This is a genomic window from Streptomyces sp. Tu 2975, assembly GCF_009832925.1.
In the GTDB taxonomy this organism is placed as follows: Bacteria; Actinomycetota; Actinomycetes; order Streptomycetales; family Streptomycetaceae; genus Streptomyces.
Genome location: NZ_CP047140.1, coordinates 333,793 through 348,461, shown reverse-complemented (window position 1 = coordinate 348,461; position 14,669 = coordinate 333,793). Strand labels below are relative to the sequence as shown.

General features: G+C 69.1%; 14 protein-coding genes. 8 read left to right on the top strand and 6 right to left on the bottom strand.

Features of this window, described 5'->3' with window-relative positions:
* Nucleotides 1–6 precede the first annotated feature (6 nt).
* A complete protein-coding gene (locus GLX30_RS01375) occupies nt 7–420 on the bottom strand; it encodes an SRPBCC family protein (RefSeq protein WP_159682533.1) in 414 nt (137 codons plus the stop codon).
* A gap of 399 nt (nt 421–819) precedes the next feature.
* On the opposite strand from GLX30_RS01375, the gene tgmA reads away from it, so the two are divergent.
* Nucleotides 820–1,011 (top strand): putative ATP-grasp-modified RiPP, encoded by a 192-nt coding sequence (tgmA, locus tag GLX30_RS01370; RefSeq protein ID WP_159682530.1) that lies wholly within the window; start codon nt 820–822, stop codon nt 1,009–1,011.
* Nucleotides 1,012–1,023: 12 nt separating this feature from the next.
* The gene (gene tgmB / locus GLX30_RS01365) at nt 1,024–1,953 is read left to right on the top strand and encodes an ATP-grasp ribosomal peptide maturase (protein WP_159682528.1); all 930 of its coding nucleotides are present in this window, start codon (nt 1,024–1,026) and stop codon (nt 1,951–1,953) included.
* A gap of 96 nt (nt 1,954–2,049) precedes the next feature.
* On the opposite strand, the gene GLX30_RS01360 is transcribed toward tgmB, so the two are convergent.
* Nucleotides 2,050–2,448: a DUF1992 domain-containing protein gene (locus tag GLX30_RS01360; RefSeq protein ID WP_159682526.1), complete on the bottom strand. Its 399-nt coding sequence runs from the start codon at nt 2,446–2,448 to the stop codon at nt 2,050–2,052.
* Between the two features lie 801 nt (nt 2,449–3,249).
* Between GLX30_RS01360 and GLX30_RS01355 the strand changes: the two genes are divergently transcribed.
* Nucleotides 3,250–4,074 carry a CAP domain-containing protein gene (locus GLX30_RS01355; protein ID WP_159682523.1) on the top strand — a complete coding sequence of 275 codons (825 nt, stop codon included), beginning with the start codon at nt 3,250–3,252 and terminating at the stop codon, nt 4,072–4,074.
* Nucleotides 4,075–4,194: 120 nt separating this feature from the next.
* On the opposite strand, the gene GLX30_RS01350 is transcribed toward GLX30_RS01355, so the two are convergent.
* Nucleotides 4,195–5,025: a DUF427 domain-containing protein gene (locus tag GLX30_RS01350; protein ID WP_159682521.1), complete on the bottom strand. Its 831-nt coding sequence runs from the start codon at nt 5,023–5,025 to the stop codon at nt 4,195–4,197.
* A gap of 490 nt (nt 5,026–5,515) precedes the next feature.
* Between GLX30_RS01350 and GLX30_RS01345 the strand changes: the two genes are divergently transcribed.
* Both GLX30_RS01345 and GLX30_RS01340 read left to right on the top strand, forming a co-directional pair.
* Entirely contained in the window at nt 5,516–6,505 is a 990-nt protein-coding gene (locus GLX30_RS01345; protein WP_159682518.1) for an aldo/keto reductase, read from the top strand.
* A 171-nt stretch (nt 6,506–6,676) separates the two neighbouring features.
* Nucleotides 6,677–8,107 carry an amino acid permease gene (locus GLX30_RS01340; protein ID WP_159682516.1) on the top strand — a complete coding sequence of 477 codons (1,431 nt, stop codon included), beginning with the start codon at nt 6,677–6,679 and terminating at the stop codon, nt 8,105–8,107.
* A 90-nt stretch (nt 8,108–8,197) separates the two neighbouring features.
* Here GLX30_RS01340 and GLX30_RS01335 read toward each other — a convergent pair whose 3' ends face one another.
* The gene (locus GLX30_RS01335; protein WP_244257949.1) at nt 8,198–8,653 is read right to left on the bottom strand and encodes an ester cyclase; all 456 of its coding nucleotides are present in this window, start codon (nt 8,651–8,653) and stop codon (nt 8,198–8,200) included.
* Nucleotides 8,654–8,738: 85 nt separating this feature from the next.
* On the opposite strand from GLX30_RS01335, the gene GLX30_RS01330 reads away from it, so the two are divergent.
* Nucleotides 8,739–9,206: a MarR family transcriptional regulator gene (locus tag GLX30_RS01330; protein WP_159682512.1), complete on the top strand. Its 468-nt coding sequence runs from the start codon at nt 8,739–8,741 to the stop codon at nt 9,204–9,206.
* A 126-nt stretch (nt 9,207–9,332) separates the two neighbouring features.
* Here the strand turns inward: GLX30_RS01330 and GLX30_RS01325 are convergent, their stop codons facing one another.
* Nucleotides 9,333–9,779 carry an SRPBCC family protein gene (locus GLX30_RS01325; protein ID WP_159682509.1) on the bottom strand — a complete coding sequence of 149 codons (447 nt, stop codon included), beginning with the start codon at nt 9,777–9,779 and terminating at the stop codon, nt 9,333–9,335.
* 877 nt (nt 9,780–10,656) lie between these two features.
* Here GLX30_RS01325 and GLX30_RS01320 point away from each other — a divergent pair.
* Nucleotides 10,657–11,622, top strand: a complete 966-nt coding sequence (locus GLX30_RS01320; protein ID WP_159682508.1) for a nitronate monooxygenase — start codon at nt 10,657–10,659, stop codon at nt 11,620–11,622.
* A gap of 42 nt (nt 11,623–11,664) precedes the next feature.
* Here the strand turns inward: GLX30_RS01320 and GLX30_RS01315 are convergent, their stop codons facing one another.
* A complete protein-coding gene (locus tag GLX30_RS01315) occupies nt 11,665–12,222 on the bottom strand; it encodes a hypothetical protein (protein ID WP_159682505.1) in 558 nt (185 codons plus the stop codon).
* A gap of 709 nt (nt 12,223–12,931) precedes the next feature.
* Here GLX30_RS01315 and GLX30_RS01310 point away from each other — a divergent pair.
* Nucleotides 12,932–14,617, top strand: a complete 1,686-nt coding sequence (locus tag GLX30_RS01310; RefSeq protein ID WP_159682503.1) for a ribonuclease J — start codon at nt 12,932–12,934, stop codon at nt 14,615–14,617.
* Nucleotides 14,618–14,669: the final 52 nt, after the last annotated feature.

The window sequence follows — 14,669 nt, the reverse complement described above, 5'->3', positions numbered from 1 at the left end:
GGTAGGTCAGCCGGCGGCGCCTTCGACCCTGATCCGCACCTGCTCCTCGAGCCGCCGAAGGCTCTGGTCGAGGGCGTCGTTCACGGCCTTCTCCCCGGGGTCGTGCGACTCGTCGAAGAACGACAGGTGGACGGTGACCTCGCTGGCGCCGGAGCCGATTCCGGCGACCTGGAGCCATCCGGCGTAGGCGCCCCCGTTCCGCGTTCCCCACTCGACCCGCATCTGTTCCTTCTCGGCCTTCAGCAGCGCGGGGGTGTCCTCGTCCGTGCGGTCCTCGTGCACGGTGACCGCGGGCAGTTCCTCGGCCCTGACGTGCAGGGCCTCGGGCAGCCAGCTGTCGAGCTGGTCCACGCGGGCCGCCTGGTCGTAGACATGCTCAGGGAGAGCGGGCATCGTGTGGGAACGCTCATATTCGCTCATCAGTTCACCAATCCTTGCCGATCCGCGGAAAACGGAATCCTCGACGAACGCTTGCCCCGACGGCGCGGCGTGAAGCTTCGACGCCGGTCGTCCCACCCGTTCGCCGGGATGTCCTGAATCGAGGAGGTTTGGAGTGTCGCCTGGGTCACGTTGGGGCCAAGGTGTGAAACCTGTGGGGCTGATGGTGCGTCTGTCTTGACGGCGCCGGGAGGCAGCGGAAGGCAGCGAAGGGGTGGCGGGGGTGCCGCCGCGTCACTGTCGGCCGGTGACCTCGGGTGGGGGAGCCGTAGAGGAACAGCATTCACATGGTTACGGTGCGTAATGAAACCATTACTTCTCAAACACGTACTGTCACATGAGGAGCCCGGGCAGGCGTGCACGGGCAGGGGAGGAAAAGACATGAAACCGTTCGCGTGGAACTATGCACGCCCTGCCGAGCCGGCCACGGGTATCGAGCCCTATGCGTACGACGCTGCCTTGCAGTTGAACGTACTGCCCGACGGGAGGCCCGCCATCATGGACCGGGGTCTGCTCGCCGCTGCGGGGACGACGACCTCCAAGGCCGGTTCCGCGACCCACTTCGACGACTGACCGGCGTGCGACGTGACAGTGCTGGTGCTCACGTGCGAGGCCGATGTCACCGCTGACATGGTCGTGGCGGAACTGCACGAACAGGGCGTCCCGCTCGTCCGGTTCGACCCCGCCGACCTCCCCGGCACAGGGGCTCTCTCCGCGGAGTACGTGCGCGGGGAGTTCCGGGGCTACCTGTCGATCAACGGCCGCGTGGCGAGCATGCAGGGCCTGCGGTCCGTCTGGATCCGCAGGCCCGGTGAACCGGCGGCACACGCCGCCGAGCCGTCCGAATGGCTGAGCGTCGAGACCGCCCATGCCCTGTACGGAATGCTCGACTGCACGGGCGCGCGGTGGATGAACCATCCCAGCGCCGCGGCCAAGGCCCGGCGCAAACCATGGCAGTTGCGCGTCGCGCACCAGAGCGGCTTCCCGGTGCCGGCCACGCTGCTGACCACCCATCCTTCGATGGCCCGGCAATTCGCGGAGCAGTACCGGAACGTCGTAGTGAAGTCGGTGTCCGGGAAGTCGCCGGGCGATCCGCCGATGGCGCTGCCGACCACGCTCGTGCCGCCGGACGCCGACTTCTCCGGTGTGGCCGCGGCGCCCACGTTGTTGCAGCGTTATGTCGCCAAGCGTGCCGATGTCCGCTTGACCAGCGTGGGGGACCAGCACTTCGCCGCCCGCAAGGCGGCGGAGCCGGGTCAGGTCGACGGCCGTTATGGGGACACGGGCCACGAGTGGGAGCCGGTGGAGGTGCCGGCCCAGATCGCCAGGGCTGTCGAGACGTACAAGAAGCAGACCGAACTCGCCTACGGCGCCTTCGACTTCGCCGAGGACTCGACAGGCACGTGGTGGTTCCTCGAGTGCAACCAGGGCGGGCAGTTCGGATTCGTGGAGCTGGAGACGGGGCTGCCGATCGCGCGCGCGGTCGCGTCGTGGCTGGGGGCCGAGCCGGTGTGATCGCGCGGCAGGCGCCGCGGCCGCGGCCGGGGGCGACGAGCCCGGGACCAAGGGCCGCAGTTCCGCGGTCGTAGGGGTGCGGTGCGGCAGCGCTGTTCAGGTGCGGCCGCGTTGCCATTCGTCGACGACGGCTTCCACGTCGTAGGGCTTCAGCCCGAGGGGCGGCCCGGGCGGTGGCCGGCGGATCGCTGCGGCGATCTTCTGGTTGATGTCCTCGATGATGCGCCGCACCGTCGATTCCGACGGCGCCCGCGCCGCCTTCTCCAGGGCCTCTTCCGCTTCTTTGCGCAGTGCGAGCGTCGGAGGCAGGAAGCCGAGCCCTTCGCGGTGCATCTTCCCCTTGATCCACCACATCTCGTCGTACGCGTCGCCGGCGGCGGTAAGGGGCCGGCCGAATCCGGGCAGATCACGGAACTCGCCGCGCTCTGCGGCTTCGCGGATCTGCTTGTCGACCCAGGACTCGAAGCTCACGCCTGGCGGTTTGCGCTCGGTCATGCGTTCCAGCGTACGTCGCCCTTCTGCGGCCGGTGGACCCCCGAACGTGCCCGCTGCGGACACGGCGACGAGCCCGCCCGCCGGTAATTCGCCGTGTTCGGCGCCCTGCCGGTATGACTACTCACCGTCACGGGCGATCGTGGCGCCCCCGCCGACCGTCGCGCTGCTCCACGACCGGGCCGAGGGGGACTTCGGTCCGGTGCCGGTCAGCTCGTCGCTCGTCCCGGACCGCTCCGTAGGCGGAGACGGCGGACCCGGCATCCCGGTAGGTGTACAGCCGGCACCGGCGTCCTTGCCGTCGGCGCCGGCGCTCTGCCCGCACCCGGCCGACAGAGCGGCAACTGCTGCTGCCGCTGCCGCGCTCTGTGCCGGGCGGAAGCGAAGTGGAATCAATGGTTCCGTGACATCCGCCACAGCCGTTTCAGGTACAAGGAGGATCGATAGTAGATGTCACTCTTGATGACATAGGGTTATTTGTCCCTTTCGGTCGGGGCATACCCCGCACCGTGTTCGGTGGTCTTCGATCCTCCTGGTGCATGTGTCCGCCTGCCCGGCCGTGCAAGGCATTTGGCGAGGCGTCACGAGACCCGAGAAGCTCTCGCGTGCGGGTCAGCACGCCCTGGAGCCCATGGCAAGGACGGACCGGATCTACTACCTGCCCTAGTAGTAGTCGCTCGTTGCCCTCCGCGCGCAGCCGTCCTAACAATGGCTGCCCCGCAAACGGCGCCGCCGCAGGTCGCACACAGACGGGCCGGGCCGACAGATCTCGGTGGCGCTCCGCGATGACAATTGAGGTCACACATGAGCAAGCACCGCAGAACGACGCACTACCGGAAGATAACCATCGCTGCCGTCGCCGTGGCGGCCGTGGGCGTGCCCTCTGCCGCCATGGCCTGTATGGACGCGCAGGGGAGCCAGGACAGCCGCTCCCACGACAGATGGCAGAGTGCGCATTCCGACCAGCGGTGGGCCGGTGACGATTCCGACCGTCGCTGGGACGGGGACGGGTCCGACCGTCGTCGGGACGGCGGCGAGTGGGACCGTAAGCCGGCCACGCCCGGGTCGCAGACCCCCACCACGACGCCGAGCACTCGGAAGCCGGTGGCGCCCGAGCCGACCGCGCCCGAGCCGACCGCGACGAAGCCGGCGGCGCCAAAGCCGACCGCGACGAAGCCGGCGGCGCCCAAGCCGACCGCGACGAAGCCGACCGCGCCCAAGCCGACCGCCCCGTCCACGGCGGCGCCGGCTTCCGGCAACGTGTCCCGAATCGTGACGCTCGTCAACAACGAGCGCAGCAAGGCCGGATGCTCTCCGGTGACGTTGAACGCGAAGCTCACCAAGGCCGCGCAGGCTCACAGCGAGGACATGGCGGCCCACCGGAACATGTCCCACACGGGCTCCGACGGATCCGACGCAGGCGCCCGGATCACGCGCGCCGGGTACACCTGGAGCACTTACGGCGAGAACGTCGCCTACGGCTACGCGACTCCCGAGAGCGTCATGGCGGCCTGGATGGCCAGCCCCGGCCACAAGCGCAACATTCTCGACTGCGGGTTCAAGGAGATCGGCGTCGGACTCGCGCAGCCGGACAACTACTGGGCGCAGGAGTTCGGCACGGCCCGATAGGCGGCAGTGCGAAAGGCCGGCGCACCGGCGAGAGGCCCCTGCCGTTTCGTAACGGCGGGGGCCTCGCTGCCTCCGGCCGGCGATCACCGCGCTGCCACGACCAGGTGTTCCACGTCTGTGTCAGGACGCCCCGTGCGACGGCTTGCTGAAGAACGAGACAGGGCGTTGCAGGCGCTCGCCGTCCACGACGATGTCGACGGACTCGTTGTAGAAGGCCACCCGCTCCTTGATGATCTCCACGGAAGGCAGCGGATCGGGGTAGCTCCAGGCGATGTCGGGCCGTACGTCACCGCTGCCCGCCCACGACCAGTACTCCGTTGCCACCCCCTTGTACGGGCAGCGGGTCCGCGAACCGGTCGGGGTGAAGAGATCGAGGCGGACATCCTTGCGCGGGAAGTAGTAGCGGACCGGCAGGTGCGTCTCGAACAGCAGGACAGGCGTACGCGTGTCCGCCACGACTGTGCCCTCGATCTCCACCTGCACGTGCCGGCCACTGGGCAGGGCGTCCACCCGCTTGTAGGGATCACGAGGGTGCACGAAAATCTCCTCGTCCTCTTCGTACCAGTGGTCGAGCACGTCCCGCCCGAACCACTCGAAACTGACGTGACCCGCCAGTTCCTCCCCTGGGTAGGTCCACGCCGCCGCCGGGACGGTCCCGTCGGCGAGCACGAGATCGTAGAAGAGCGTCGCGCCCGCATGACGCCGGGGATTGGCCGGCCGCCTGGTCTCCCGCAGCAGATCCATGCGCACGTCGTCGGCCGGAAAGGCGTACAGGGGTACGGGGCGGCCGGGCTCCCACACAAGCACCGGCCGGCGGCTGTCCACGACCGTGACGTCCCCCTTCGTGGCACGCACCCAGCGTTCGCTCGGCTCCCAGACCACGCTCTCCACCGTGTCGGACCCACGGCGTACGACCGGCACGGACGGCGCGTCCTCATCGGGTGTGGTCATGGTTCTCTCCTTCCTCGCTCCGGCAGCGGCGGGCCTGAGGTCGCCGGCAACCGGCGCCGCGGTGCCGCGCCGGCATCCATGTCCACGCTGCTCCGGATCACGGTCGACCGCAAACGTCTTCTCGGGACCGGCGCGCCCTGACCCGGCCCTGATCCGGGCGGCAGGGGCGAGGGCGGTTCTTGACTTCGAGTGCACACCAAGACCTAGCGTTCATGGCACGGGCCCACCGAGTGGGTGCGCGGCCCCACTGAGAAGTGCGCGGCGCCCGCTGGCTTCCATGCCGTCGTGGCCGGGCGCCGGGCCAAGGCTTCGAGGTGCCGGCTCGCCGGAACTGCGGCTCCCTTGGTATGCGGGGCGCTGGGACGAAGGACCCACGGGGCGCGGAGCGCGCGTCGTGCCGAGGGACGGCGCGCCGCAGCAGGGCGGGCGAGTCCGGGCGCCGCGCCCACTGAACGGAAGATCAGGACTGCTACGAAAGGCTTCGATCAACATGAAGCAGCGCAAGCTTCGAGACCTCGACGTGTCCGCCATCGGTCTTGGCTGCATGGGGATGTCCGCTTTCTACGGCTCCACGGACGAGGACGAGGGCGTCAAGACCATCCAGCGCGCACTCGAGATCGGTGTCACCTTCCTCGACACCGCGCAGATGTACGGGCCGCTCACGAACGAGACGCTCGTCGGACGCGCGGTCAGGGGACACCGGGACGAGTACGTGATCGCGACGAAGTTCAACTATCGGATGGACGACGCCGTCCCGGGCGACATGAGCACGGTCGGGCGGCAGGACGGCTCCGCGGAACACGTGCGCAGTTCGATCCACGGCTCACTCGAACGGCTCGGCACGGACTACATCGACCTGTACTACCAGCACCGTGTGGACCCCCGTGTGCCGATCGAGGAGACCGTCGGTGCCCTGGCGGAGCTCGTCGCGGAGGGCAAGGTACGCCACATCGGTCTGAGTGAGGCGGGGGCGGAGACGATCCGCCGCGCGAACGCCGTCCACCCGATCACGGCGGTCCAGACCGAGTACTCGCTGTGGACCCGCGACCCGGAGGCCGAGGTTCTGCCCACGTGCCGTGAGCTCGGAATCGGGTTCGTCCCTTACTCGCCGCTGGGGCGCGGTTTCCTGGCGGGACGGTTCTCCTCTCCGGACGAGCTCGACGAGGGAGACTTCAGGCGCAGCGGACCGCGCTTCACCGGCGACAACCTCAGGACGAATCTCACGCTCGCCGAGAAGGTGAAGGAGATCGCCGCGGAGAAGGGCGTCACGGCGGCGCAGCTCGCGATCGCCTGGGTGCTGGCACAGGGCGACGACCTGGTCCCGATCCCGGGTACCAAGCGCCGCACCTACCTCGAGCAGAACGCGGCCTCGCTGGACGTCGAACTGACCGAGGACGATCTCGCCCGTATCGCCGCCGAGCTCCCCGAGCCGGCCGGCGAGCGCTACGACGAGGCCGGGATGGCAGCCGTGGACATCTAGTGACCTGAACGGAGCACGCAGCAAGGGCCGGGCAGGTCCGCGACGGTGGCGTCCGGCAGACCTTCCCGGAACCGTCACCGCAGCCGCACCGCATGTCGTCGCCCGCCACAGGCCGACCTGGGCCATCATGAGCCGCCATCGGACGACAGCAGTCTGCGAAGAGGTGAACTCATGGCAGGGCTCCGGACGGGTCGAGGCGTGCTGCGCCGTAAGCCCATCGAACAGATCGAAGAAGGCGCTCCGAGCGAGCAGCTCACCAGAACGCTCGGCCTCGGGCAACTGACGGCCATCGGTGTCGGCGGCATCATCGGTGCCGGGATCTTCGCCCTCGCCGGTGCCGTCGCGAACGGCACGGCGGGGCCGGCGGTGCTCCTCTCGTTCCTGATCGCAGGCGTGGCGAGCGCGGCCGCGGCCTTCTCGTACGCCGAGTTCGCCGGCCTGATTCCGAAGGCGGGGTCGGCCTACACCTACGGCTATGCCGTGCTCGGCGAACTGGCCGGGTGGTTCATCGGCTGGGACCTGCTGCTGGAGTACACCGCGATCGTGGCAGTCGTCGCCATCGGGATCTCGGGCTACTTCGGCTTCCTCCTGGGGGCGCTGGGGGTGGACCTGCCCGCGTGGATGCTGGGCGCTCCGGGCACAGGGGAGGGCCACCAGGTGGATCTGTTCGCGGTGGTCCTTTGCCTGTTCACCGCGTACCTGCTCACCCTCGGGATCAAGAACGCGGCCCGGTTCGAGACGGTCGTCGTGGTGCTGAAGGTCCTGGTCGTCCTGCTCGTCATCGTGGTCGGCTTCTTCCACATCGACACCTCCAACTACAACCCGTTCTTCCCGTACGGCGTCGGCGGGGCGTTCACAGGTGCGGCCACCGTCTTCTTCGCGGTGTTCGGGTACGACGCCATGTCGACGGCGGCCGAGGAGTCCAAGGACGCGCAGCGTCACATGCCGAAGGCGATCATCTACTCGCTGGCGATCTCGATGGTGCTGTACGTGCTGGCCTGTCTGGTGCTGACGGGCATGCAGAACTACTCGGAGATCGACCCGGAGAGCGGCTTCTCCTCCGCTTTCGAGTCGGTGGGGCTGCCCGGTCTCGCGAACGTCATCGCGGTGGGCGCGATCATCGGCATCCTCACCGTGATGTTCACGTTCATGCTGGGGGTGACCCGGGTGTGGTTCTCGATGAGCCGTGACGGGCTCCTGCCGCGCTGGTTCGCCAAGACGCATCCGACGCGGCACGTGCCGGTGCGGGTGACGTGGATCGTCGGGGTGGGCTCAGCGCTGATCGCCGGATTCCTGCCGATCGGCGAGGCCGCGGAGCTGACGAACATCGGCATTCTGCTGGCCTTCGTCGTGGTGTGCATCGCGGTGATCGTGCTGCGTTACCGGCAGCCGGACCTGCCGCGGAAGTTCCGCTGCCCCGGGATGCCGTTCGTCCCGGCGATCGGTGTCGCGTTCTCGCTCTGGCTGATCACCTTCCTCGCATGGCAGACCTGGCTCCGGTTCGCGGTGTGGCTCGTGATCGGCCTGGTGATCTACTTCGGCTACTCGTACCGGAACTCGAACCTGGCGAGGGAGAGCGGGGCGGGGCCGAAGCAGCCGTGACATGACCGGACCACGCCGCCCGCGGGCGAGTTCGCCGCTGCCGGAGCTCTGCTTCCGGCCTCGACCGGGGAGGGGCGGGGGTCGACGGCGTCAGTGACGGGCGGGGCCGTTGGGTCCGGAGACGGCTCCGAGCTGGGCGAGACCGTCCAGGATGTCGGTACAGGTCCAGTACTCGACGAACTTGTCACCACGGACGCGCAGGATGTCGTGACCGCTGAATCCGATCTCGGTGCCGGCGGGGGCGGTGGCGTGGGGGATGCCGCCGGTGTAGGTGGCGCGCATGGTCCACCGTGCCGCGATCAGATCACCCTCGATGATCGGTCCAACGTCGACGGTGATGGCGATGTCACGGAACGCCGCCATGGTCTGCTCGATCTCGGGCAGCAGCCGTGCCGGGCCCGTCTCCGCCGAGGAGTCGCTGCCGTCAGGCCGTGCCTGGTGCACGACGAAACCGGGGTCGAGGATGTCGTCGGCGTGGCTGAAGTCTCCTCGCCACAGTGCGCTCCATCGGTCGTGGAGCTCGCGCATCCGGGCAGGGGTGGTCATGGGATCTCCCGCTCTCATGGTAGAAATTACCTGCGCCACGCACTGTCTGCGTAGCGCAGCTAAACTAAGGGAGGGAGGCGGGCCCATGTCAAGCCGGACCCGTGCGGAACTGCTCACGGCGGTGACCGCGGCCGCACGGCGGCACCACGCCGCCTACACGATGTTCAGCCAGGCCTTGGCCGACCAACTCGGACTGCACCCGACGGACTTGCAGTGCGTCAGCCTTCTCGGCCTGGAACCCCGGCCGCGCAGCACAGGCGAGATCGCCAAGCTGACGGGTCTGACCTCGGGCTCCGCCACCCGCCTGGTGGACCGGCTGGAGCGGGCCGGACTGGTCGAAAGAAGCCCCGACCTCCACGACCGGCGCAAGATGCTCGTCTCGCCGACCGCGCGGCGCGCCCCTGAGGTCGCGGCCGCCTGGGACACGCCCGGCAGAGCCTTCGCCCAGGCGCTGGACGACTTCACCGACGAGGAACTCCTCGTCGTCGAGCGATATCTGCAGCGCATCACCCAAGTGGGCAGCGAGCAGGCCGAGCGCCTGCGCAAGGAGTAGCCGGCACCCGGCGGGAGCGCGCGGGAGCGTGTCGGCCGGGGGAGCGAGGCATTCCGGTCGGCATACGGGTGTCCGCGCACAGGCGGGGCGCTCCGCCGCTGACAACCCCTCGCCGGAACCGGCGCTTCACGTGCTTCTGCCGTGCTCGCCCACCGCGATCCTGGCCAGTTTCGTCAGCATCATGCCGTTGCGGACCGCGACGACGTAGTCGACGGGGAGCCCGTGCATCCGGGTGCCGGGCCCCCGGAGGGGGTGCCAGTCGAGGATGAAGAGGGTGTTCTCACCCCAGGGGATCAAATTCATGGCGATGCGGGCCGCGCCGAGGGGATCCGCCTTCGCTTCCAGTTCCAGGCGGTGGGGCGGTTCGCAGATGCGGACGACGCAGGTGTCGTCGAGGGCCAAGGGGCCCACGGCCACGCGGACTTGCAGGCGGGCGCCCACTTCCGGCCAATGCGGGTCCGCGGCGAGAACCTGCTGGGTTCCTGTCACCCACTCCCCGTAGCGATGGCCGTCGGACAGCAGACTCCATACCTCGGACGGTGAGCTCAGGATCAGACGGCGGTTCCGGGCCACGCTGACACGCCCCTTCTGGTGAACGGAGGACTTGGGAGGTGCCGCAGGCCATGACTCCTGGCAGGAAGACGGTCCATGAGGCTCAGCAGGCGCTGGTCAACCGTGAAGGCCGCGGACCCGTCTCTGCTCCGGCCCGACCTCCTCGAGCTCGAGCCCGCCGACCGCATCCGACACGGACGCGGGAGCCACACGGAATGCCTTCTCAGCTGCTCAGCGTGCGCTTCGACACTAGCCGGGCCGTAGGCCACGGGCACTTCCAGCCAGTGGGTGGGTCAGCCTCCTGCGCGACTGCCCCGAGATCCCGGCCGTCGGCCGAACGCACCCCATGGCAGCACTGGCGGGACGCTGCTCCCCAGTGAGGCGAAGGCTGTTGTCGACTCCAGCTGCGCCTTGGTGGGCGGCGCCCGGCCGCCGACCGGCGGGCCGGGCCGGTGGCCCGGGGCGTTCCCGGTGTACGCACGCAGGGACGGGAGCGCAGGCGTCGGCCCTCCCGCGGGGAGGGCGGGAGGGACGGCGGGGACGCCCCTGATCAGGGGGGAACCTGCCGCTCAGCATGGCACCGATTTCAGCCACAGGGCAGAGCCGTGCCGGCGTGAGTTCGGGCAATGCTGCGGGCGATGAGGCGAGGGGCGTCCGGGTCCGAACGCCGCCGCCCGCCGGGGGTTGCCCACCTGCACCGGTCTCCCTCTCCACGGGGCGCGAGCCGGGAGGCCGGCCGAGGTGGATGCCACCGAATGGCTGATCCATCGTGTGTGCACCGGCCCCGGCCGCGTCGTCCGGCCGGCGTTCCGCCTGCCGTAGGCATGATGGCAAGGGTCAGGAGCGGCGCCGAGGAGAAAGCCTCCATGTCTGCTCTGCGATGCTGCCGGAGGCGCACATGCTGTCGACGCCCGTCTGCCGACTGCTCGGTATCGATGTACCTGTTCTCTGCGCCGCCTTCGGGCCCTGGGAAGAGGTGGCGCTGGCGGCAGCGGTGTGTGAGGCGGGAGGCATGGGCAGCCTTGGCAGCGCGGTGCGTGCCGTCCCGGAACTGAAGGAGCAATGGGCCGGGCTGCGCCGACTGACGGATCGCCCCTTCGCGATCAACCACACCACGCGGCCGTTCGACGAGGAAGCCTTTCAGGCCACGTTGGAGGCGCGCCCCGCGGCTGTTTCGTTCCACCTTGCGGTTCCGCCCGATCTGATCGCCCGGGCACACGACGCGGGCATTGTGTGGATCCAGCAGGTGTCGGACGCCCGTCAGGCCGCCGAGGCCCTTGAGGCCGGCGCCGATGTCCTCGTCGCGCAGGGCGGTGAGGCGGGAGGCCACAGTGGTGACGTCGGCACGATGGTGCTGGTGCCTCAGATCGTCGACATGGCCGGGGACACACCCGTCATCGCCGCCGGTGGCATCGCCGACGGGCGTGGCCTGGCGGCGGCGTTGGCCCTCGGCGCGCAAGGCGTTCTGATGGGGACCCGCTTCCTCGCGTCGGCCGAGATGAGCGTGTCGGACGAGTGGAAACAGCGGATCGTCGAATCGGACGCCGTCGATGCGGTGAAAGTGATCAACAATGAGCGGATCATGCCGCCGTTCAATCGACCTGGCAGCTTCGGGGTGCCACGGTCTCTGCGTACGCCGCTGGTGGACGCCCTTCGTGAGCACCCTGAGCAAGTCGACCCGGCCGAGACCGTGCCGCGTGTGATGGAGGCCGTGCGTGCGGGACGCGGAGACGAGTACCTCCCGTTCACAGGTCAGTCGACGGCGCTCGTCCACGAGATCCTGTCGGCCCGCGAGATCGTGCACAGGACCGTGCGCGAGGCTCGGACCGCCCTCGAAGGGGCAACTCGCGCCGTCCACCACTGACCCGGGCGTGCTTGCCCGGGCGTCGTGGCGGCCGGGTGGGACTCAGCCGGGGGTCAGGTTCCGCTTGGCGGCCGAGGCTATGTGGTGGCGGGTCACCCGGGCGCACTCGTGCCAGAACGGTACGGCGGTCAGATAGGCGCCGAGGGCGGACAGGATGCCGAGGGAGACATCCACGCTGAGGCGCCCCTGCTTGGCCCAGTAGACGTCCTGCAGGTCGAGGAGCAGGGCGAATTCATCGGCGACGAGTGCGGTTCCCGCGCCGTAGGCGGCGGCGACGGCGGGGTGGCCGACGGCGCGTTCGTCGCCGCGTACGGCGATGATCCCGACGCCGGCGAGGGTGCCGATGCCGATGTTGTAGTGGTGCAGGTGCTGGCCACCGGCGGAAATGTTCCCCCAGGGCAGCCATCCGCCGCGGATGCCGTGGGTGATGGTCCGCGCGGTTCCCCACGTGATGCCGAACGCGATCCATGTCACGATCAGCGATCTCTTCGTGGGGCCGAGGTGCCGGCGTGCCGACTCCCGCCATCGGGCGATCAGCCGCGGCCCGTGCTGCTCCGGTCGCCCGTGGCGGTTCGGCAACTCGGAGGCGTCACTGACCATGCGGGTGACCTCCCGCAACCGGATCGCGCGGCTCCCCGCCAGGGGCCAAGCGCACAGCGTCGCCCACGGCGTTCATGCAGCTGCGGCAGTAGTCCTCATGGTCGCTCGTTCCGTCAGGTGTCGGTGCCACACTGAAGGTCCTCGCGCACATGGTGTTGCCGTCGCCGTCGACGGCATGCCACAGGACGCCGGTTCCGGTCTCCGTCGCTACGTGCTCGGCGCACATGTTGTACATCGGCCACCTCCCGGTCGAACACTGTTGCGGTCCGTTTCTAGAGAAGCCCACGTCGGTCGAGGCGGCCATTCAAACGATCCGAACCGGTGAATCGGGAGATCGATGAGGTCCGGGGCTCCGACTGAGAGGCAGCATCACCCGAGCGGGCGCTCCGGCGTCACCTTCGCGAGGGATACCCGGCTTCGGGCCCGTTCCGCCTGCCGCTGGTCGCCGACCCGCCACGGCTGCCGGGGCCGGCGGGTCGAGCCGAAGCCATGCGCAAACGCAGGCCGGTCGGTACCGGCACCGCCAAGGTTGTTCCCGCCGCCGTCAGCTGCGACGCGGTACCGGCCATGGGAGGTCGGCGTCGGCGCCGAGGCGCCTGGCACGGGGCCGTTGACGGTCGTCGAGGCATCCGCCGTCCATTGCGGTGGACCGTGCTTCAGTGCCATCCCCAGTGGATCACTTCCCACGGACTGTCGGTAGCGTCAGGGTATGAGTCATCCGCATCCCGAATTGAAAGCTGCTCCTCCGCTGCCGGCAGGGGGACTGAGAGTCGTCGCGCTCGGCGGACTGGGCGAGATCGGCCGCAACATGACGGTGTTCGAGCACGCCGGAAAGCTGCTGATCGTCGACTGCGGCGTCCTGTTCCCCGAGGAGACACAGCCCGGGGTGGACGTGATCCTTCCGGACTTCACCTCCATCCGCGACCGCCTGGACGACGTCATGGCCGTCGTCCTGACACACGGGCACGAGGACCACATCGGGGGCGTGCCCTATCTGCTGCGTGAGCGGTCCGACATTCCCGTCGTCGGATCGAAGCTGACCCTGGCCTTCCTTGAGGCCAAATTGAAGGAGCACGGCATCAGGCCGCGCACGGTGCGCGTCCGCGAGGGCGACCGGCGCGGTTTCGGCCCCTTCGACTGCGAGTTCGTCGCCGTCAACCACTCCATCCCGGACGGGCTCGCCGTGGCGATCCGTACGGGTGCGGGCATGGTGCTGCACACCGGTGACTTCAAGATGGACCAGTTCCCTCTGGACGACCGCATCACCGACCTGCGCGCCTTCGCCCGGCTCGGTGAGGAGGGCGTGGACCTGTTCCTCACCGACTCCACCAATGCCGAGGTGCCCGGCTTCACCACGTCCGAACGCGAGTTGAACCCCGCGATCGAGCAGGTCCTGCGCACCGCTCCCCGGCGCGTGATCGTCTCCAGCTTCGCCAGTCATGTGCACCGCATCCAGCAGGTGCTCGACGCAGCGCACCAGCACGGACGCAAGGTCGCCTTCGTGGGGCGGTCGATGGTCCGCAACATGGGCATCGCCCGCGATCTGGGCTATCTGAAGGTCCCCTCCGGGCTGGTCGTGGGGATGAAGGAGCTGGAACAGCTGCCGGACCACAAGATCGCCCTGGTGTGCACGGGATCGCAGGGCGAGCCGATGGCGGCACTCTCCCGTATGGCCAACCGCGACCATGTGATCCGCATCGGGAAGGGGGACACGGTCCTGCTGGCCAGCTCCCTGATCCCGGGCAACGAGAACGCCATCTACCGGGTGATCAACGGCCTGACCCGCTGGGGCGCCAACGTCGTCCACAAGGGCAATGCCAAGGTCCATGTCTCCGGCCACGCCAGCGCCGGCGAACTCGTCTACTGCTACAACATCGTCAAGCCCCGCAACGTCATGCCGGTGCACGGTGAATGGCGTCATCTGCGGGCCAACGGCGATCTCGCGGTTCGCACCGGCGTGGACCCGGACCGCGTGGTGATCGCCGAGGACGGTGTCGTCGTCGATCTGGTCGACGGGCGCGCCTCGATCACCGGCAAGGTGCCCGCGGGCAACGTCTACGTGGACGGCATGACGGTCGGCGGCGCCACCGAAGCGTCGCTCAAGGACCGTGTCACCCTCGCCGAGGAGGGCGTGGTGACGGTGGTCGCGATCGTGGACGCCGACACCGGGGCGCTCGCGGAGGCACCGGACTTCCTGGCCCGTGGGTTCGTCCATGACGACACCACCTTCGAGCCCGTCGTCCCGGTGATCGAGAAGACCCTGGCCAAGGCCGCGGAGGAAGGCGTCGGCGACGCCCGCCAGCTCGAACAGCTCATCGCCCGCGCGGTGGCCAATTGGGCCTTCCGCACCTACCGCCGCAAGCCCCTCATCATTCCGGTGATCATCGACGCCTGACCGGCGCCGAGCGCGGGTTACGGGCGGCGGTGACTCGCCCGCAACCTGGCCG